We start from the raw sequence: 18,645 nt of genomic DNA, 5'->3' as shown, positions 1-18,645 counted from the left end.
GCCGCAGCCGGGGATTGGGGCAGCACTCATGAAATTGCTTACCGCCAATAGTAACCAGCCGCTCGCGCGCGCCATTTCCGACTATCTGGAGATCCCGCTCACCAAGTGCAGCGTCCGCCGCTTCGCCGACGAGGAAATATTCGTCGAGATCCATGAGAATGTCCGCGGCGAAGACGTGTTCGTGCTGCAATCGACCAGCTACCCGGCCAATGACCATTTGATGGAGCTTCTGATCTGCATCGACGCGCTGCGCCGCGCGTCGGCGAAGCGGATCACCGCGGTGCTGCCCTACTTCGGCTATGCTCGCCAAGACCGGAAGCCGGGTCCGCGCACGCCGATTTCCGCCAAGCTGGTCGCCAACCTGATCACCGTGGCCGGCGCGAATCGGGTTTTGTCGGTCGATCTCCATGCCGGGCAGATCCAGGGCTTCTTCGACATTCCCACGGATAATCTGTTCGCGGCGCCGGTAATGGCGGCGGACATCTCTGCCCGGTTCGGAAAGCGCGACCTGACGGTCGTGTCACCCGACGTCGGCGGCGTGGTCCGCGCCCGAAGCCTGGCAAAGCGCCTCAACAACGCGCCGCTGGCGATCGTCGACAAGCGCCGCGAGCGGGCTGGCGAATCGGAAGTCATGAACATCATCGGCGACGTCGAGGGCCGCACCTGCATCCTGATCGACGACATCGTCGATTCCGCCGGCACCCTGTGCAACGCGGCTGCCGCCCTGAAGCAGGAAGGCGCCGAGGAAGTGTTCGCTTATTCCACCCACGGTGTCCTGTCCGGGGGCGCCGCGGCACGGGTCAACAAGTCGGAACTGTCTGAACTCGTCGTCACCGATTCCATTTTCAATGGCGAGGCTGACGCGCAGGACGGCAAGATCCGCCGGCTCACCATCGCGCCGCTGTTGGCCGAGGCAATCCGGCGGATTGCGGATGAGAGCAGCGTGTCGAGCCTGTTCGACTAAACCTGTAAGGTCGTCGCTTAAATCGACGCCAAGTTTATCGCGCCGAGCGCCAAAGCCGCCTTCACTCCGAAAAAGCCGATGATCAGCAGCGCCTTGCCTGCCGCCTCGATGAGAAATTGCCCGAGGCTTTCAGCGTCGTCGCCGACATCGTCGAAGTAGATTCCGTCTTCCGTAAGCATAGGCCGGAGTGTCGCTCGGCAAGGTTACCAAAGCCTAAAGCCGCTTCCCGCGTGTTGACCTTTCCCGCGCCATTCTGCTCGCACCTTTTCTGGCCGTGTGCGTTCACGCAGCAGCGGAGGAGAAGTCATGCCTACTGTCCTGATTACCGGCGCCAATCGCGGCCTCGGCCTTGAGCTGTCCTGCCAATATGCAGCCGACGGCTGGTCGGTCGTGGCCACAAGCCGAAAGCCGAGCGACGAGCTTGCACAGCTCGGCGTCGAAACGGCGCAGTTCGATGTTGCCGACCTCGACGCCGTAGAGCGGTTCGGGCGTGGGTTCGACCGCCCGCTCGACCTGCTGATCGCCAACGCCGGCACCTGGGGTCCGATGCGCATCGAAAGTGCGGCGGATGGCCGCGAATGGGCGGCGGCACTGACGGTCAACAGCATTGCGCCGGTGCTGCTCGCCGAAACGCTGATGCCGCGCCTCTCCGAGGCGAAGGGCACCGCCATCGCCATCACTAGCAAAATGGGCAGCATCGACGACAATGGGTCTGGCGGTTACGTCGCTTACCGCTCGTCCAAGTCGGCGCTCAACTCGGCGTGGCGCAGCCTTGCACTCGATCACCGCGCCAAGGGCGTGATCGCGGCTGTGCTTCATCCCGGGTGGGTCCAGACGCGCATGGGTGGAAACAATGCGCCGCTAACGGTCGAACAGAGCGTCTCCGCGATGCGTCAGACGATCGAGCGCCTGGAGCCGAACGACAGCGGCAGCTTCCTCAACTATGACGGAACGCCGATCCCTTGGTGATCATTCCTCCGCGAGCTTGCCAAATCGACGGCCCGCATCTATAGGCGCCGCCTTTCCAGATCGTTGGAAAAACAACCAGGCCGGCCAGTGAGGGCTGCCGTGTCGGGTTGCGAACGTCGCGCTCTTGCAGCGCTACAAGGAGACGAAAATGCCCAAGCTCAAGACCAAGAGCGGCGTCAAAAAGCGCTTTAAGCTCACGGCGACTGGCAAGGTGAAGCACGGCGTTGCCGGCAAGCGTCACCGCCTGATCAGCCACAATGCTAAGTATATCCGCCAGAATCGTGGAACCGAGGTTCTCGCCGACGCCGATACGGCGCGCGTGAAGCTCTGGGCCCCGTACGGCCTCAAGTAAGGAGCGGATAGGACATGGCACGCGTCAAACGGGGTGTAACCACCCGCGCCAAGCACAAGCGGATTTTGGATCAGGCGAAGGGCTATTACGGCCGTCGCAAGAACACGATCCGCATCGCCCGCCAGGCCGTCGAAAAGGCCGGGCAGTACGCCTATCGCGACCGCAAGGTGAAGAAGCGGAGCTTCCGCGCCCTGTGGATCCAGCGCATCAACGCCGCGGTTCGCGCCGAAGGCCTGACCTACGGTCAGTTCATCCACGCGCTGAAGCTTGCGAACATCGACCTCGACCGGAAGGTCCTGGCCGACATCGCGATGCACGAAGGTGAGGCATTTACTGCCATCATCGCGCAGGCGAAGAAGGCGCTCGAGGGCAAGCAGGCCGCTTAACTCTCGATCTCGCAACAACTCGCAAGGGCGCGGCAGAGCTAGCCTCTACCGCGCCCTTTTGCTTATGGGACGGCCATGAACGGCGAACAGCTCCTCAACGATATCTCCCAGGCCGGCGACCTTGGCGCGCTGGACGCAATACGCGTGTCCGCGCTGGGCAAAGCAGGCTTCATCACCGCGCAATTAAAGTCGCTGGGCAAGATGACACCGGAGGAGCGCGCAAGCGAGGGGCCCAAGATCCACGCCCTTCGTGAGCAAGTCACCGACGCGATTGCCTCGCGCAAGTCGGCGCTGGAGAATGCTGAGCTGGAGCGCCGGCTTGCGACCGAGCGGCTGGACCTTTCTTTGCCGGCCGCCGAAGCGCCGAGCGGATCGGTTCACCCGGTCAGCCAGGTCATGGACGAGCTTGCGGAAATTTTCGCCGATCTGGGCTTCGCCGTCGCTGAAGGACCGGAAATCGAGGAGCAGTGGTATAATTTCACCGCGCTCAACATGCCCGAAAGTCACCCCGCGCGGGCGATGCACGACACATTCTATTGTGAACCGCGGAGCGAAGGCGAGGAGCCGCGTGTGCTTCGGACCCACACGTCACCGGTGCAAATCCGGACGATGCACAACAATCCGCCTCCCATCCGGGTCATCGCCCCGGGCCGGGTCTACCGCTCCGACAGCGACGCCACGCACACTCCGATGTTCCACCAGATCGAAGGGCTCGTGATCGACCGCGCCATCCACATGGGTCATCTCAAGTGGACACTGGAGACCTTCCTCAAGGCCTTCTTCGAGCGCGACGACATCGTGCTGCGGATGCGCCCGTCCTACTTCCCCTTCACGGAACCCTCGGCCGAGGTCGATGTCGGCTGGTCGATGGAGAAGGGCCGTCGCGTGGTCGGCGGCTCCGAAGGCTGGATGGAGGTGCTCGGCAGCGGCATGGTCCACCCGCGTGTGATTGCCAATTGCGGGCTCGATCCGGACGAGTGGCAGGGCTTTGCCTTCGGCACGGGCGTCGACCGCCTCGCCATGCTCAAGTACGGAATGAACGACCTTCGCGCCTTCTTCGATGGCGATATCCGCTGGATGAAGCATTACGGCTTCCGCGCGCTCGACATTCCAACCATCTCGGCGGGAGTGGGCGCATGAAGTTCACCTTGTCCTGGCTGAAGGACCATCTGGAGACCGATTGGTCGGCCGACCAGATCGCCGAGAAGCTGACCGCCATCGGCTTGGAGGTCGAAGGCGTTACCAACCCGGGCGACCTACTTGCGCCGTTCAAGGTGGCGCGCGTGCTCACCGCTGAGCGTCACCCGCAGGCTGATAAATTGCAGGTGCTAACGGTCGACGCGGGCGAGGGCCCGATGCAGGTCGTATGCGGTGCGCCAAATGCCCGTGCGGGTCTGGTCGGTGTGTTCGGTCCCCCGGGCGCGTACGTTCCCGGGTCCGACATGACCCTGAAGGTCGCGGCGATCCGCGGCGTGGAATCGCGAGGCATGATGTGCTCGGTACGCGAGCTTCAGATCGGCGACGAGCATGACGGCATCATCGAACTGGCCCAGGACGCGCCGGTCGGCACGGCGTTCGCCGTCTACGCCGGTCTCGACGACCCAGTCTTCGACGTGGCGATCACGCCCAACCGGCAGGACTGCATGGGCGTGCGTGGCATTGCGCGCGACCTTGCAGCTGCCGGTGCGGGCGCGCTGAAGCCGCTCACCATTCCGGGTGTTGCCGGGAGCTTCCCCTGTCCAGTGGAGATCCGCATCGAGGATCCGGAAGGCTGCCCTGCCTTTTTCGGCCGCGCTATCCGCGGCGTGCGCAACGGCGTCAGCCCGGAATGGATTAAGCAGCGGCTGAAAGCGGCCGGCCAGCGCCCGATCAGCGCCGTCGTCGACATCACCAACTATGTGATGCTCGACCATGGCCGGCCGAGCCATGCCTACGACATCACCAAGCTAACCGGCGGTCTAACCGCCCGCGCGGCGCGCGAAGGTGAGACGGTGCTGGCGCTGAACGGCAAGGAATATGCGCTTGCGCCGTTCATGACGGTCATCGCCGATGACGCCAAGGTGCACGATATCGGCGGCATCATGGGCGGCGAGGAGTCGGGCGTCGCGGACAGCACGACCAACATCATGCTGGAGGTCGCATACTTCACGCCCGAGCGGATCGCGAAGACGGGTCAGGCGCTCAGCCTCACCAGCGATGCCCGCAGCCGCTTCGAGCGCGGTGTGGACCCCGCCTTCCTCGACGAAGGTCTTGCGATCCTTACCGGACTGATCGTGCAAATCTGCGGCGGCGAAGCATCCGAAATCGTTCGGCAAGGCCAAGCGCCGACCACCCGCAAGCGCGTGAAGTTCGACCCTCGGCGCACGCTCGCGCTTGGCGGTGTTGACGTTTCCGCCGAGCGGCAGAAGGCCATCCTTGATCGGCTCGGCTTCGAACTGGACGGCAGCGAAGTGCTGGTCCCCACCTGGCGCCGCGATGTGGACGGTGCTGCCGACCTCGTCGAGGAGATCGCCCGCATCGAGGGTCTTGATCAGATCCCGTCCACGCCACTCGATCGAACATCCGGGGTGGCGGTGCCGACCATTACGCGGGCGCAGTCGGTCGAACGCAAGCTTCGCCGGGCAGCCGCGACACGCGGGCTGGATGAGGCGATCACGTGGAGCTTCATCTCCGAGGCGCAGGCTGCTGCGGTTGGCGGCGCTACATGGCGCCTCGCCAATCCGATCAGCGAGGACATGAAGGTGATGCGGCCCTCGCTGTTGCCTGGACTGGCATCGGCGACGCGGCGGAACCTGGATCGCGGTGCAACCAGCCTTCGTCTGTTCGAGATCGGCCGCCGCTATGAAGCGGACGCCGAGCGGTCGACGCTGACCCTGCTGCTGGCAGGCGACAAGGCGCCCCGCAATTGGCAGAGCGGCAAGGCGCGCGGGTTCGATGCCTATGACGCCAAGGTCGAGGCGCTGGCGTTGTTGGAGGCGGCCGGTGTCCCCGTCGCCAACCTGCAGCTGTTTGCCGATGCAGGAGCCGCGTGGCACCCAGGCCGCTCGGCGAAGCTGGGTCTTGGTCCCAAGACGATTGTCGCATCCTTTGGCGAGCTTCATCCGCGCCTGATCAAGGAGCTGGATGCGCCCTCTGGCACGGTGGCGGCCGAGCTCTATCTCGATGCTTTCCCATCTTCCCGGTCGGTGGGACGTGCGCGCCCGGCGTTCACGCCCCCCTCGCTCCAGGCGGTTACCCGCGACTTCGCCTTCTTCGTTCCATCCGAGCTTTCCGCCGACGCGCTTGTCCGTGCCATTCGGGGCGCGGACAAGCAGGCGATCGTCGCAGCCCGCATCTTCGACCGATTCGAAGGCGCCGACGGATTGTCGCTGGCCGTGGAAGTGACGCTGCAGCCAGGCGAGAAGAGCTTCACCGACCAGGAATTGGCGGAAATCGCCAGTCGGGTGACCGCGGCAGCGCAGAAGCTCGGCGCGAGCCTTCGAGGCTAGTTTTCGAGCGCATTGATCGCGGCGTGAACGCGTGCCTCGATCTCGTCACGCTTCAGCCCGGATGGAATGATCTCGCCAACCTTGAAGCGGATCGTGCCGCCCCGCTTCAGTAGGCCGCGCCCCCATAGCCGTCCGCTGTCCATCGCCACCGGTAGAACCGGCAGGTCGAGCCCGCGATAAAGACCGGCGAAGCCGGACCTGAGCGGCGGCGTCTGGCCAGGCGGCACCCGCGTGCCTTCCGGAAAGATGACGATCGGCCGCCCGGCGGCGATCGCCTGCCGACCTAATGTCAGCATCGTCCGCAAGGCCTTCGCCCCCGCCTCCCGGTCGACGGGGATGACGCCATAGCGTCGAGTCAGCCAGCCGAACAATGGCAGGTCCGATAGCTCGCGTTTGATCACAACCACCGGCGTTCGTGCCAGCCGCAGCGCCTCGACCGTTTCGAACATGGCCTGATGCTTGATCGCGATCAGCATCGGTTCGGCGGGTATCTCGCCTTCCACGATCATCCTGATGCCGATCAGATGACGCGTCAGCCAATGGTGCGCATTCGCCCAGCTATGCACGACCGCGCGCATCGGCCCCGTTCCGAACGGGCTAGCGACAATGCCGGCAATCACCAGCACCAAGGTCAGCGGGTAGAACAGCAGCGTGAATAGGAGGGATCGGAGCCACATCATCATCATCGGCGGTCAGACATCCACCCAGACGGCCAAACGGCGAAGCACATATTTGTTATATTCGCCGAACAGGGTGAGGAAGCGAGGCTCCGTGCGCACTGCATCGGGCACGACAAGCGTATCGGAACCAAGCACGCGGCGGAACTCGTAGCGCGCGCGGCGCATGTGCCAGTCGCTGGTGATCAACCGGACCGACCTAAGCTTCTGTTGCTTGAGCCAGCGCCCGGTCTCCTCCGCATTGCTCCTCGTGTCCTTGGCCTCGGTGCCGAGGTCGACGCAGCATCGTAGGATGGCGCCTTGTCCGCGATTGCGCCGCGCCAGGTCGGCCTTGGTGACGAGCGGGTCGGTCCCGGACACCAGCATGCGCCGCGCCTTTTGCTCGCGCATCACCCGAAAGCCCTGCTCCAGCCGGCCGGCACCGCCCGTCAGCACGACCGCCGCTTCCGTGGCTGGGGCATCGGCCGCGGCTGGTTGGCCCAGGGTCGTCGCGAAGATGGCGAAACCCAACGCATAGGCGAGTAGCAGTACGGACAGGATGCGGGCGATCATACATTGCTCCGCAAGCTGCGCAGAACAGCCATCCGCCCGACCAAGGTGGCAAGGGCAGCAACGACGAAGGGCATGGCGCTCAGCACGATGATGTCGCCGAGGTGAAGCGGAGGAAGACCGCCGAGCTGACCTTTAAGCGCGGCTCCGGCACCTGCCACCAGCAGAAGCGTCAATGCGGCCGCAAGTGCGCCTGCGAGGGCACCGGTCAAAGCGTCGAGCGCAATCTTTCGCTGAAATAAATGCGTCACCTGAAGGTCGGTGGCACCGATCCCGTGCATGACCTCAATGGTGGCTCGGTTGGTATCGAGCGCTCCCCGGGCGGAGAGGACGATGGTCGCCGACGTCGCGATCACCATCAGCGCCACCAAAGTCAGCGCCAGCCATTGAAGCGCCCTCATGGTTCGCAGCAGCGGCCGCACCTCCTGCTCGTGCGCACTGATGCTGGCGCCGGGGATCGCGGCGCGAAGACGAGCCTGCATTGTCGTCGTGCCGAGCGGACGAGAAAGGTCGAAATGAATGAGCGCGGGGACCGGCAGATCCGCTGAGTTTGCGGCGGCCTGGCCCAGCCATCGCGACAAAGTCTCCCGCATCTGCGCCTCAGGGACCACACGAACGTTGCGCACCTCCGGTGTCGAGCGCAGCAGCTGAAGCGCCGCCGGCACGCTCGAGCTGCCGCCGGGAAGCTGGGCAACGAAGCGGCTTCTGCTTCCCTCCGCCACACCGCCCGCGGCATTGGCCAGAACCAGCGCTGCAGCCGTCACAACCATCATCACAAAGGTCATGATGCCAATGACCCAAGGAGTTGGACCGCGAAAGCGCCCGCCCGGTAGCAAACGCCGTTGCGCCGGCGAGACGAACAACCAGTTGATCATACCGGACTCGCCGACGCGCCCGGCGGATGCCGAAGTGCGCCGGTACTATCGATGAGACCGCCACGGTCGAGCCGCATCATGTGCGCGCCGGGCGTGGCGGCGATCAGTCCGATGTCGTGGGTTGCCACGACGATGGTCGTACCGAGGCGGTTCAAGGCCGCAAACAGATGCATCAGGCGTGATGCCATTTCGGCATCGACGTTGCCGGTGGGCTCATCGGCGACCAGCAGTTCGGGCTGGCTGATCACCGCTCTGGCGATGGCGACGCGTTGCTGCTCACCGCCTGACAGCGTCGCCGGACGGGCGCTGGCGCGGTCGGCAAGTCCAACCCAGGCGAGCATCTCCCGAACCGGGCCCTCGATCTCGGCATCACTCCGTCCGGAAATGCGGAGCGGCAGCGCCACATTGTCGAAGGCCGAAAGGTGACGGATCAGGCGAAAGTCCTGGAACACCACGCCGATGCGGCGGCGAAAGGCCGGAAGCGCGCTTCGCGGTGCATCGCTTAGCTCTTCCCCGAACAGACGGATGCGGCCGCGGGTCGGCCGTTGCGCAAGGTAGAGAAGCTTCAGGAGAGACGTCTTTCCCGCGCCCGAAGGTCCCGTCAGGAAGTAGAATGAGCCCTTCGCCAGGCGGAAGTTGAGGTCGCACAGCACTTCCGCGCCCGTTCCGTAGCGCAAGCCAACACTGTCGAACTCGACGATTGCAGACAGTTTGTCACCCTTTCCCGCTCGGGCCGCTCATCGCACAGAGGGGCGCAGCTTGCCAACGCCCTCACATTCTTGTTTACCGAGTTATGGAGAGGCTCAGCCCAACGAGAGGTCCTGTAGAATGATCCTCACTTGTCCCTCGTGCGGCACGCAATATGTCGTCAAGGATGGCGCCATCCCCGAAGGCGGCCGACAGGTGCGCTGCGCGTCTTGCAAGCATAGCTGGCATCAGGATCCTGAAGTTCAGGAAGCAGGGGACGAGGTTGCCTCGCCGCCTTCTGAATCGTCGTACCGCGACGAGCCCGATCGAGCCGACATTACGCCGCAAGCGCAGGAACCGGAGAACCCAGGGTTCGAAGTCGACGAGCCGGCCGTGCACGACACCACGTTCGGCACACCGGACGAGGTCGAGATGGGCGCCTCCGAGACCATGTCCCCGTCGGAAGAGCTTCAATCCGACGTTTCGGCGCCGGTCTTCGACACTCCTGTGACGCCGGCGGAGGAAGAGCTCGAAGCCACCGGGGGCACTTGGTATCCGCCTGCCGAGGACGATTTCGCGCCTTTCGGTGCCCGCGACGAAGCGGAAGGGGAGCGCCGGTCCTCGCCGCTGCTGAAGCTTCTTATCGTTGTCCTTCTGGTCGCAGCGGCGGCGGCCGCCTTCTGGTTCCTCGCCCCGCCCGAGTGGAAGTCGCGCGTCGGCGTCGCGGATGCGGGAACGAGCGAGCTCAAGCTAATGCTCACCAATTCCCAGCGTCAGCAGCTGGCAAGCGGCAATATGCTGCTTGCGGTGACCGGCCGCGTGGTCAATCCGACGGACGAGACGCAGCGCGTACCGCCTATCGAGGCGGAGCTGCGCAAGACGTCCGGCGAACTCGTCTATCGCTGGACGATTGCACCGCCCGCCACCAGCCTGCCGCCCGGCGGAAGGGCGCCGTTCAACAGCGCTGAAATGAATGTTCCGGCCGATGGCGACATGCTGACCATCGCCTTCGGCGCGGCGGCCTGACCTATTCCAGTTCGACCAGCTTAGCGGGCTGACGCCGGCCGTCGCTGTCGCGCACGCTGCCGTCGCGAACCGCTGCTCCCTCCATTGAGCGGTCCGCTCCAACCCTGAACCGAACGGCCTGTACGATACGGATAGTCGCCGTCGCCTGCACCCGCGCACGCGCCGAACTCGGCGTCTGCGCCGGAGCGGCCGCAGTTGCGGCAGTCAGGGCGAGCAACATCAACATCGCCCCTGCGTAACGCCGCGCGAGGCAAATGGTAAACAAAGTCTTAAGGCATCGTCCCCAAATGAAACAGGTTCGCGCCATTGCGTGTCCGCAGACGCTTTGCTAGAGGCGCCGCCTTGCCAGTGGCGACGGTCCGTTTGCGGCCGATTTGCTTTCAGTCTGACGTGCGGTCGTGGCGGAACTGGTAGACGCGCAGCGTTGAGGTCGCTGTGGCCGAAAGGCCGTGGAAGTTCGAGTCTTCTCGACCGCACCAACAGACTAGCAGCCGCCGGGCAAGGCGCCCCGCAGCTTCATATTTGCTGAGAAGTTGGCTTAGGCGACTAAGGCGCGGCGGAGGCGATGATCGGCATCGGCGAGACCTCGATGCCACCCAGACGCGTGACTGGCCGATCATCCGATAGGATCACCTCGCCGCCGACCATGGGCAGAAGCTTGGCCGATTCAGCCGAGTCTTTGGCAATTCGGATCCGGTAATTTCCGTAAGCGATGCGGTCGAACAAGAAGAAGCCGTCGAAGTCGGTGCGTGCCGTTGCAACCACGTCGCCGGCGTTGTCGACAAGCTCCAAGTCGACGCCTTCGAAGGCCAGGCCGCCGCTTTTCAGAAGCGCGCCTTCGATCGCTCCGGCCGCAACCAGCGGAATATCGATGTACGCCGACACGCCGGGCCGCGGGGTCACCACCTGCATCGCCTTGCGCGGCGCAAGCGACGGGTCGGCCAGCGTCGACTGGTCAAGGCCGACCACCACGGGCTGAAATGCGGCCAAACCACCGATGGTGACGGCGCCATCGCCGCCGGTTTTCCGCTGCGTCTGGCGATTGCCGGTGGTGACCAGAGCGCCTTTCTCGAGCGGTTCATGATCATCGTAGCGGCCATTGTCGTTGAGATCGCGGAAAACGCGCGCACGAACCGAGCCCGCGCTGGCCAAAGGCTGTCGCGAAAAGGCCATGCGCTGCGGATCCAGCGAGAAGTTGAGGTTCAGGCCCACGGCGACGGAGCGGTCGGTCGCGGCCTCCGCCGTCACGGCCAGCGCGACGGTGTCGAGCCTGCGGATGTGGGAAAGGCGTGCGTTGGCGCGCCTTCGCTCCGCGTCGTAGACGAGCCCGCCTTCCCAGTCCGCCTGCTCGCTTGCGGCCCAATAGCCGGACAGCTCCACCGTCTGCAGGCGCTTTTCCGGCAAAATCCGAAATGTCGAAATGCCGCGAAGGCGGATGTCGCCGACGCGGCCTGAGCCGATCATGGACCATTCAAGTTCGTCCGGTGGCGGCTGTCCGAGGCGCGACGTCTTCTTGCGATATTTTAGGTCGGTGGCGAGGTTGAAGTGGGCGATCGAGGTCGAAAGCCTGGTATTCGCCTCCAACTGCTTGGTGCCATTACCAAAATCGCTGTACCGGATCCCGGCGCGCACCGGCACCAACGACCTGCCGATCCTAAGTGGAGCGTCGGCAGCAAGGCGGACATCTCGGACGGTCTCCGCTTTCGTCCCACGAACGTGGAAGTTGTTGGCCGCCAGCGCCTCGCCCCTGAAGTTCACTTTGCCGATCCGGCCGATGATTTCGCCGCCGATGGCCTTGCCGCCGCTGCTGTCGTACGCCACGGAAACCTCCGCGGCCGCCGGGCCGATGGCGCGCCGAACCGTGCCTTCGACGAAGGTCAGCCGCTCGTCTTCCAGCAACATCGTTCGTGCCATTGCGCCAACGGACATTCGGTCGCTGAGGCCATGCTCCACAGACACCGCCGCCTGCCCGCGAACGGCCTCGCCCATCTTTTGCCCGCCCCGCAAGCGGATGACGTCTTCGCCGGGCTGGTTGAAGCCCGCCCAGTACCAGGTCTTCCCCGCAGGAACATTCTCCTGGCCGACGTTGATGGTTTCTTCGCGAGTCCGGACCTGTCCTTGGGGTCCGTACAGCACCACCCGAATGTCATTGTCTCCGTATTGGAGCTCGACCTCGTCGAAAACATAGCGCTGGTTCTCGGTCGGACGCGAAAAGCCGACAAGTTCGTTGTTCCGATACAGTTCGGCTTCCCATCCTGAGGGGAGATCGCCCTCAAATCGGGTTCGTCCGAATGCTGTCGGCCGGAACAGGGGGCGGTTGGTGATGATGCCGCCCCGCCCGCTTTGCGCTGTTCCGGAAAGACGGCTGTCGAACCCCTCGACGTCGCCGATGCCGAAGTGCGTAGCCTTCAGTGGGCCGAGCAGGCCGCCATCGGGGTCGGAGCGGTAGGTGCGAAGGCGCAGCAGGTCCGGCCGCCCCACGGCGTCCGTCGACAACTGCGCGCTGTAGGACAACTGCGCCAACTCGCCGGCCCCCGCAATGGAGGTCCGGCGGTCGATGCGTGTGCCGCTGGTGGCGCTATAGGTCACGCCCGCGCTAACCATGAAATCGAGCGCGGGTGCACGCCACATGCGATATGGGACTTTCACCTTGGGCACGCTCATCAGGTCGAAGCTGGCCTTGCGCACCAGGCTCGCAGCCCGCCGCTCCCGCTCGATCGCCATTTCGACCGGCAGTTTCGCTTCGGATTCCAGCAGAAGTACGGACGATGACGTCATGGGTTTGACGCCAATGCCCATCCAGCGGGCAAGGGCGTTGGTCTCTACGCACCAGCCCTCCGGCGTCTCGCGGATTTGCTGCCGGTCGAGCATTTCACTCGTCGAGGCGCCGTAGGTCACCTTGCCGGCGCCAAGGTCGATATTGACCCGATTGGCCTCGCGAAATGCCCAGCCGCTTGCCTTCTTGGCCGGCAGATCGACGGTGATGGGGACGTCCAGTACCTTCAAAAAGTCGCCTAAGACGACACAGGCACCCTCGGGCGTAGAATATGCGCGAACGCCTTCGCCGAGCCGCAACTGGCGAAGGTTTACGTCAAGAAGATATTGCTCCTCCGGGTCGGCCGCCCAGGAGTCTCGACCGGGCGTGCCTGCAAGCGCGGCAAAGGCGCCGCTGGCAGCAAGGCCCGCCGCGGCAACCCAGCCGGCCAGACGTATCCGGCGACCGAGCATGAGTGCCTCTCCGTTCCTCGGCCTCTACTGCAGAACCGCCTGAGTCTCGGCGATAGTGCGGTTACCTTCGAGCATGGTCTCAACATATTGCACGGTGACGGGACCGCGCAGGTCACCCTTGAATTCCTCGCTGACCGGGATCACCAGCTTGCGGCTGCCGACGTCGGTGTACACCGCGACGGAGCGCTGAATGGCGATCGGGTCCTTGACGCCGGGCTTCAGGACGCGAACTTCGCCGAAGGTCGAGCGCTGCCCGGAACGGATCAGATCGAGGCCGACGGCCTTCTTGCCATCCTGCTGGGCAAGGTGGACATTGGCGATGCCGGCTTTCACCTGAAGCTGGCCCAATCGGACGATCACCGGGATGGTGACGCCGTAGATTGGTGTGATCGCGAAGCTGAGGCCCTTAGGTGTGTCCGCAGGTGCGGCGGCAGCGACAGGCTTGGCATCGGGAATGGCGCGAAACAGGAGATGCACGCGATATTCGCCGTCAGCGAGGCCCTGGGGAGCGCGCGCCGCGATCCTGATCGACTGCGGCTGGTTGGGCGCAAGCGTCACCCGCCGCGGGCTGTAGATGATCATCTCCTGTGCCATTTTGTCGGCGGCCGACGGCGTGGTCACTTCCTCCAGGCGCCCGTCCGCGTTCATCCGGCGAAGCTCGACGGAGATTCGGTAGGTGGCAGGCCCGTCGCCGATGTTGTTGAGAATGATTTCGGAACCCGTCCGGCCATCAAGCACGATGCGGGTCGGTGCTACCAGCAGATCGCCGACGCCAGCCTTGGCCGGCACGGATGCAGCCATGGCCGTTCCTGCCAGTGCCAGCGTGCGAACGAACAACTTCGGAAGCGATTGCATATCAGGATTCCCCACTTCTCTCCGTTTTGGAGGGAATCCCGCAGTGCACCGAAATGGTTTATTTTCGGTCAACCATGGACCGGCAACACAAACAAAAAGGGCCGCCGGATAAGTCCGACGACCCTCCCACGTTCGTTTTGGGCCGCAACGTTACTGGTAATCCGCCGTCACGTTGAAGGTGCCGGTGTAGACGCCATCGGGGGTCGTGTCCGTCAGTGTCAGCGATCCGCCGATACCGAAGTCGTTGCCAGGCGCGCCCGAGCTGGTCAATGTCACGGTGGCCGGTGCGCTGACCGTCATCGCGAGCGTATTCGTGCCGTTGGACAATGTGATATTGGGAGAGGTCACGGCCACCACCTGATTGTTGCTGCCGCGCAGGTTGTAGACGGCACGCGACGTGGTACCGGAGCAGGTCACCGTCGCCGGACAGGTGAGCACGCCGGTCTGGCTGATGCTGACCACGGCCGTGAAGGGCGTCGCTCCCGACAGTACGATGCTGCCGAAGCTTAGGTCTGACACGCGAGAGATGGTCAGTGGCTTCTTGATATTAACAGTGGCGGTGGCCTGCGGCTGCGGTGTTGCGGCCGCTGCCGGGTAGGCAATCAGTGCGCAGACCGCCAGCGCCGCGGTCTTGAAACTGTTCGGCATCTTCGTCCCCACTCTGTTCCGGAACATCCGAGCATGTCCGGTCATCGTCACCAGCAATTTAACCAAATCCGCTTTCAGTTTTCCTGAAGCGCATGGTTAATCGCCGCTTAGGATTCGGCCGTTGTGAAAGGACGGTTCAGAGATATTCGACCGTGATCGGCAGGTCGCCGCGATAGTCTCCGGACCCTTCACCATTAACGTTCAACCGCCCGCCAAAGCGAAAGCTGAGCCGCCCGTTCGAATCGAGTCGCGGGGTGGACGGCAGGTCGGTTTCGATCTCGTCCACGACCGCCTTCGCGCCTGACAAGGAGAAGAGTTCGATGGTCGTCGGAATGTCGACCCGGATGAGGCGGCCGGGAGAGCCACGCACAACCGCATTGCCAACGAGGCCGGATCCGCCGAAGTTTCCAAGGCTGCCGGTGATGATCTTCGACCCGTCCGGCTTGACGGAGGCGCTGCCTGTTCCCTGACCAACCTGGACGAGCTGGTCGAAGCTGAGTTTCGACTCCACTTCGATCTCGATCGGGATGCCGGCATCATCCGTCCCCGCGATCCCGGTCGTCGGCGCACACAAGCGGCATTGCGCCGCGACCGCCGAGGGCAGGAGCAGACCCGCCGCAAGGCCAAGCAGCCGGAGTAGGTACGCGGTTCGGCACATCGTTCCCCACGCCCTATATTGGAGAGGCTAAAACAAGGTTAAGCAGCGGGTAACGTCTGCTTTGCTGTGGAGTGAACATGGAAAAGAACGAGATGAGCGACACCGAATGGCGCGCAAAGCTGACGCCCGAGCAATATCGGGTACTTCGCCAGGGCGGAACCGAAGCCCCGTGGACGGGCGAGCTGTTGAAGACCAAGGGCGACGGCGAATTTCGGTGCGCCGGATGCGGCGAGCCGTTGTTCGACAGCCGCACTAAGTTCGAAAGCGGCAGCGGCTGGCCCAGTTTCACCGCCCCCAAAGCGGATGAAGCGGTCAGCGAAATTCGCGATACGAGCCACGGAATGGTCCGAACGGAGGTGCGCTGCGCCAAGTGCGAAGGCCACCTTGGTCATGTCTTTCCCGACGGACCGGGGCCGACAGGGCTTCGCTATTGCATCAACTCGGCGGCGCTGGAGTTCGAGCCGGGAGCGGATCAGGGGCACGACGCCTGACCCTATTGTCGGGGGGCGCGCGACTTTCTATCGAGTATAGCGAATGGCGCGCGTTCCCACCGACAGTCCGGCACGACGGCCCTTCATGACCGCGGTCAAAGTGATGCTTTACGCCGCGCTGCTCGGCCTCATCGGCCTCGCCGTCGCGGTCAGCATCACTTACAGCCAGCTCCCCAGCTACCAGACGCTGACCAAGACCAACGATCTCGGCCAGACGATCCGAATGCGCGCCGCCAATGGGCAGGTGCTGGTCTCCATGGGGCCGAGCGTCGGCAAGTGGATCCCTTACGATCGCATTCCGCAAGCTATGCGATCGGCCATGATCGCGGTCGAAGACAAGCGGTTCCGCAGCCACATCGGCGTTGACCCCATCGGCATCGCCCGCAGCGCAAAGGTGCGGCTCGAAACCGGCCGCTTCAGCCAGGGCGGATCCACCATCACGCAGCAGTTGGCGCGCAACATCTTCCTGACGAACAGCCGCACCTTCGGCCGCAAGATCAAGGAAGCGGTGGTCGCGCTCGCGCTCGAGCTGAAGTTCAGCAAGAACCAGATCCTCGAACTCTATCTCAACCGTGTCTACTTCGGCGGCGGTGCCTACGGCATCGATGCGGCGTCCACGCGGTTCTTCGGCCATGGCGCCGAACGGCTCAGCCTGGGGGAAGCGGCAATCATCGCCGGCCTCGTGAAGGCACCATCGAATTATTCGCCCACCGCTGATGTCGAGGCCGCCCGCGGCCGGTCATCCGTTGTGCTGCAATCGATGGTGAACAACGGTTTCGTCAGCGCGGACGTGGCCGCTGGCGTGAGCCCGGCCGAGGTCAAGATCCAGAAGATGACGCGGCAGAACAACGTCCGATACTTCACGGATTGGGCTCTGCCTCAGTTGGACACGCTGATCGACGAGACGAGCGAGCCGATCGACGTCTGGACGACGCTAGACCCGACGATGCAGGTCGCCGCCGATCAGGCCATCGGGCGCAACACCCCGGGCGGTGCGCAGGGCGCATTGGTTGCCCTCGACCGCGATGGTGCGGTGCGGGCGATGGTTGGTGGACGCGACTATGTCGACTCCATCTACAACCGGTCTACCCAGGCGCAGCGGCAGCCGGGATCGGCGTTCAAATTGTTCGTTTACCTCGCCGCGCTGGAATCGGGCATGAAGCCGACCGACACGTTGGTCGACGAACCCGTGACCATCAACGGTTGGAGCCCGCGCAATTCCACGCGCACCAACCTCGGGCCGGTGTCGCTCCGGGAAGCCTTTGCCCGGTCGATCAACACGATCAGCGCGAAAATCGGCCAGCAACTCGGCTTTTCCACCATCGCCGACATGGCGCGCCGCTTCGGCATCACCGGCGAGATTTCAACCTACCCGTCGATGGTGCTCGGGACCAGCGACGTCCGCCTGATCGACATGACGCGCGCCTTTGCATCCGTGTCGAACCGGGGGGTCGCGGTGATGCCATATGGTATTCGCAAGGTCGTCAGCGCAAACGGGCGCGTGCTTTACCAGCATGACGCGGCCGAGGAGCGGGTCCTGGTCGCGCCCTGGGTCGCAGCCGAGATGACCGACCTGCTTCAGTCCGCGGTGCTGACCGGAACGGGGCGAGCAGCGCAGATCGGCCGGCCCGTCGCCGGCAAGACCGGAACGACAAGCTCCAACAAGGACGGTTGGTTCATCGGCTTTTCAAGCGGCATCACTACCGGCGTTTGGATGGGCCGCGACGATGCGCGCGCCATCGCCGGCTTGCAGGGCGGCACCGCGCCGGCTCGCGCCTTTCACGACTTCATGGTGAAGGCGGTAGCCAATCGTCCGGTCGAGCAATTCGAGACTCAGGTGCCGATGCCCGACTGGCAATTGGAACCCGGCGAAGAGGCGTGGGGAGCGGGCGACAATGCGGTCGAGCCGGTGCTGGACGAGAATGGCCAGCCGTTCGATCAGGACCCCTACGTCTACAATCCCGACGCGACGGCACCCGCGCCGCCGGATCCCAATCAGCAGCCTCCCTCGCAGCTGCCAGAGGTTTCCGTGCCCCCAGTGCGTCAGCAGCAGCCCACGGATCCGTCGCGCCGGCCGGCGCCGGCCGGATCAGAGCCGGCCGACGACCCGTCGCAATCGGGGGCCGACCTGGCGCAGTAAGGCGCGGGCGGCCTGCACGTCGCCTTCGAGTAGCTCGTCCTCAAGCGCTTTGAACTTCGGCCCATGGTTGAGGTGGACGAGGTGCGCGACTTCGTGCGCGACGACGAAACGCCGGGCCGCGGGCGGTGCCATGATGAGGCGCCAGCTGTACCGGATCCTTCCGTCGGCAGAGCAGCTGCCCCAGCGCGACGATGCGTCTCCAACTCCAACCGAGCGGCATGATACACCAGCTTTGGCGGCATATTCCTGAGTTTCAGCCGATAGAAGCTGGAGCGCTCGATCGCGCAGGAAACGTTCCACACGCATCCCGAAGCATGCTGGCGGACCGCCGCCGATCAGCTCGCCGCCGACGATGACCGGAGTTCGGGCCGCGCTGTCGACCCAGCGTAGACGCACCTCCTGACCTTCCAACGGGATCACCGCCCCGTCGCAAAGCACCTCCTGCTCCCCTGCTCTTGCGATTTGGGCGAGCACCCAATCCTGCTGCTCGCTTGCCCAGGTCAGCGCCCGCCTGCGGCTAAGCCCGGCGGGACAGGTCATCCGCAGGACCTGCCGAACCTCATCGTAACGAAGCCGCACTCGTCGTGCGGAGCGCATGGGGCGCAGTTCAAGCGGGACCGGCAGCGCCTCGAGCCGGAGCAATTCGGCCATG

At 64.3% G+C, this 18,645-nt stretch carries 20 protein-coding genes and 1 tRNA gene; 10 read left to right on the top strand and 11 right to left on the bottom strand.

The window, feature by feature from the left end:
• Positions 1-28: 28 nt before the first annotated feature.
• Positions 29-964 carry a ribose-phosphate pyrophosphokinase gene (locus tag G7077_RS07280; protein WP_166411120.1) on the top strand — a complete coding sequence of 312 codons (936 nt, stop codon included), beginning with the start codon at positions 29-31 and terminating at the stop codon, positions 962-964.
• Between the two features lie 17 nt (positions 965-981).
• On the opposite strand, the gene G7077_RS07275 is transcribed toward G7077_RS07280, so the two are convergent.
• Positions 982-1,143, bottom strand: coding sequence for a hypothetical protein (locus G7077_RS07275; protein ID WP_166411119.1), 162 nt, complete (start codon positions 1,141-1,143; stop codon positions 982-984).
• Positions 1,144-1,270: 127 nt separating this feature from the next.
• On the opposite strand from G7077_RS07275, the gene G7077_RS07270 reads away from it, so the two are divergent.
• The 5 genes from G7077_RS07270 to pheT all read left to right on the top strand — a co-directional run bounded on the left by G7077_RS07270 (position 1,271) and on the right by pheT (position 6,159).
• Complete coding sequence (locus G7077_RS07270) at positions 1,271-1,933, top strand: SDR family oxidoreductase (RefSeq protein ID WP_166411118.1); 663 nt, start codon at positions 1,271-1,273, stop codon at positions 1,931-1,933.
• Positions 1,934-2,081: 148 nt separating this feature from the next.
• Positions 2,082-2,285 carry a 50S ribosomal protein L35 gene (gene rpmI, locus G7077_RS07265; protein ID WP_029941637.1) on the top strand — a complete coding sequence of 68 codons (204 nt, stop codon included), beginning with the start codon at positions 2,082-2,084 and terminating at the stop codon, positions 2,283-2,285.
• A 14-nt stretch (positions 2,286-2,299) separates the two neighbouring features.
• On the top strand, positions 2,300-2,671 hold the full coding sequence (gene rplT, locus G7077_RS07260; protein ID WP_166411117.1) for a 50S ribosomal protein L20: 372 nt from the start codon (positions 2,300-2,302) through the stop codon (positions 2,669-2,671).
• Between the two features lie 75 nt (positions 2,672-2,746).
• Entirely contained in the window at positions 2,747-3,811 is a 1,065-nt protein-coding gene (pheS, locus tag G7077_RS07255; protein ID WP_166411116.1) for a phenylalanine--tRNA ligase subunit alpha, read from the top strand.
• A complete protein-coding gene (gene pheT / locus G7077_RS07250; RefSeq protein WP_166411115.1) occupies positions 3,808-6,159 on the top strand; it encodes a phenylalanine--tRNA ligase subunit beta in 2,352 nt (783 codons plus the stop codon). The genes pheS and pheT overlap by 4 nt, the downstream gene beginning before the upstream one ends.
• Here the strand turns inward: pheT and G7077_RS07245 are convergent.
• From G7077_RS07245 to ftsE, 4 genes are read right to left on the bottom strand one after another with little or no spacing between them, the layout of a single operon-like run.
• Positions 6,156-6,845: a lysophospholipid acyltransferase family protein gene (locus G7077_RS07245; RefSeq protein ID WP_343039912.1), complete on the bottom strand. Its 690-nt coding sequence runs from the start codon at positions 6,843-6,845 to the stop codon at positions 6,156-6,158. The two genes, pheT and G7077_RS07245, sit on opposite strands and share 4 nt — an antisense overlap.
• Before the next feature lie 6 nt (positions 6,846-6,851).
• On the bottom strand, positions 6,852-7,388 hold the full coding sequence (locus tag G7077_RS07240) for a YdcF family protein (RefSeq protein ID WP_166411114.1): 537 nt from the start codon (positions 7,386-7,388) through the stop codon (positions 6,852-6,854).
• Positions 7,385-8,260 (bottom strand): cell division protein FtsX, encoded by an 876-nt coding sequence (locus tag G7077_RS07235; RefSeq protein ID WP_166411113.1) that lies wholly within the window; start codon positions 8,258-8,260, stop codon positions 7,385-7,387. Before G7077_RS07235 ends, G7077_RS07240 begins: the two co-directional genes overlap by 4 nt.
• The gene (gene ftsE, locus G7077_RS07230; protein ID WP_166412389.1) at positions 8,257-8,970 is read right to left on the bottom strand and encodes a cell division ATP-binding protein FtsE; all 714 of its coding nucleotides are present in this window, start codon (positions 8,968-8,970) and stop codon (positions 8,257-8,259) included. The genes G7077_RS07235 and ftsE overlap by 4 nt, the downstream gene beginning before the upstream one ends.
• 118 nt (positions 8,971-9,088) lie before the next feature.
• On the opposite strand from ftsE, the gene G7077_RS07225 reads away from it, so the two are divergent.
• The gene (locus G7077_RS07225; RefSeq protein ID WP_166411112.1) at positions 9,089-9,973 is read left to right on the top strand and encodes a zinc-ribbon domain-containing protein; all 885 of its coding nucleotides are present in this window, start codon (positions 9,089-9,091) and stop codon (positions 9,971-9,973) included.
• A 1-nt stretch (position 9,974) separates the two neighbouring features.
• Here the strand turns inward: G7077_RS07225 and G7077_RS07220 are convergent, their stop codons facing one another.
• Positions 9,975-10,193, bottom strand: a complete 219-nt coding sequence (locus G7077_RS07220; RefSeq protein WP_166411111.1) for a hypothetical protein — start codon at positions 10,191-10,193, stop codon at positions 9,975-9,977.
• Between the two features lie 172 nt (positions 10,194-10,365).
• Here G7077_RS07220 and G7077_RS07215 point away from each other — a divergent pair.
• Positions 10,366-10,452: transfer RNA gene (locus G7077_RS07215), tRNA-Leu, on the top strand.
• Between the two features lie 67 nt (positions 10,453-10,519).
• Here G7077_RS07215 and G7077_RS07210 read toward each other — a convergent pair.
• The 4 genes from G7077_RS07210 to G7077_RS07195 form a co-directional block, all read right to left on the bottom strand.
• Positions 10,520-13,201, bottom strand: coding sequence for an MSCRAMM family protein (locus G7077_RS07210; RefSeq protein ID WP_166411110.1), 2,682 nt, complete (start codon positions 13,199-13,201; stop codon positions 10,520-10,522).
• Positions 13,202-13,225: 24 nt separating this feature from the next.
• Positions 13,226-14,056 (bottom strand): fimbrial biogenesis chaperone, encoded by an 831-nt coding sequence (locus G7077_RS07205; RefSeq protein ID WP_166411109.1) that lies wholly within the window; start codon positions 14,054-14,056, stop codon positions 13,226-13,228.
• 150 nt (positions 14,057-14,206) lie between these two features.
• A complete protein-coding gene (locus tag G7077_RS07200) occupies positions 14,207-14,704 on the bottom strand; it encodes a DUF4402 domain-containing protein (protein WP_166411108.1) in 498 nt (165 codons plus the stop codon).
• A 136-nt stretch (positions 14,705-14,840) separates the two neighbouring features.
• Positions 14,841-15,362: a DUF4402 domain-containing protein gene (locus G7077_RS07195; protein ID WP_166411107.1), complete on the bottom strand. Its 522-nt coding sequence runs from the start codon at positions 15,360-15,362 to the stop codon at positions 14,841-14,843.
• Between the two features lie 77 nt (positions 15,363-15,439).
• On the opposite strand from G7077_RS07195, the gene msrB reads away from it, so the two are divergent.
• Both msrB and G7077_RS07185 read left to right on the top strand, forming a co-directional pair.
• Positions 15,440-15,853, top strand: coding sequence for a peptide-methionine (R)-S-oxide reductase MsrB (gene msrB, locus G7077_RS07190; RefSeq protein ID WP_166411106.1), 414 nt, complete (start codon positions 15,440-15,442; stop codon positions 15,851-15,853).
• Positions 15,854-15,896: 43 nt separating this feature from the next.
• Positions 15,897-17,993, top strand: a complete 2,097-nt coding sequence (locus G7077_RS07185; RefSeq protein ID WP_166411105.1) for a transglycosylase domain-containing protein — start codon at positions 15,897-15,899, stop codon at positions 17,991-17,993.
• Here G7077_RS07185 and G7077_RS07180 read toward each other — a convergent pair.
• Positions 17,943-18,644 (bottom strand): M48 family metallopeptidase, encoded by a 702-nt coding sequence (locus tag G7077_RS07180; protein WP_166411104.1) that lies wholly within the window; start codon positions 18,642-18,644, stop codon positions 17,943-17,945. The two genes, G7077_RS07185 and G7077_RS07180, sit on opposite strands and share 51 nt — an antisense overlap.
• Between the last annotated feature and the right edge of the window lies 1 nt (position 18,645).

It is taken from the genome of Sphingomonas piscis, assembly GCF_011300455.1.
Lineage (GTDB): Bacteria > Pseudomonadota > Alphaproteobacteria > Sphingomonadales > Sphingomonadaceae > Sphingomicrobium > Sphingomicrobium piscis.
This window is presented reverse-complemented; position numbering and strand designations above follow the sequence as displayed.